The organism is Mesorhizobium sp. M7A.F.Ca.US.011.01.1.1 (genome assembly GCF_003998295.1).
In the GTDB taxonomy this organism is placed as follows: domain Bacteria; phylum Pseudomonadota; class Alphaproteobacteria; order Rhizobiales; family Rhizobiaceae; genus Mesorhizobium.
Genome location: NZ_RZRT01000227.1, coordinates 1 through 527, shown reverse-complemented (window position 1 = coordinate 527; position 527 = coordinate 1). Strand labels below are relative to the sequence as shown.

General features: G+C 59.2%; 1 protein-coding gene. It reads left to right on the top strand.

Going from position 1 to position 527, the window contains the following annotated elements:
- Positions 1-232: 232 nt before the first annotated feature.
- The coding region (locus EOA13_RS37470; protein WP_245490618.1) for an N-formylglutamate amidohydrolase at positions 233-527 on the top strand (295 nt) is incomplete at its 3' end.

Sequence of the window (527 nt, the reverse complement as noted above, 5' to 3'; positions counted from 1 at the left end):
CCGCCAGTAGAATGCGTGCCATCTTATCCCGTCCGAATCACCCACCCGAGACTGCCGTGGGGCAGCCCGTTAACCATCCTGTATATGAGGAGGTGACGGTAAACATCAAGTGAACGATGAAGAGCCCAATCCGCATTTAACAAAGCGGTTCAGCCGCCGAAGTGCTGGACATGCGGCCGGCGAGGTGGCACTTTCCAATCATGATGCATTGGTTTTTTTGGGTTCGTTCAAATTGAAAACGGCAGCCGAAGATTTTTCGGTCGTTCCAGCCTTCGAAATCCGGTCGGGCGCCGAACAGCGCGTTCCCTTCCTCTTCAACTCGCCGCATAGCGGCCGCCACTATCCGGACCGGTTCCTGGCCATGGCAAGGCTGGACCGAAACGCCATCCGCCGGTCCGAGGATTGCTACGTCGACGAATTGTTCGGTGGCGCCGTTGCGCTCGGCGCGCCGATGCTGGCGGCAAACTTCCCGCGCGCCTATCTCGACGTCAACCGGGAGCCTTGGGAACTCGACCCGCGCATGTTCG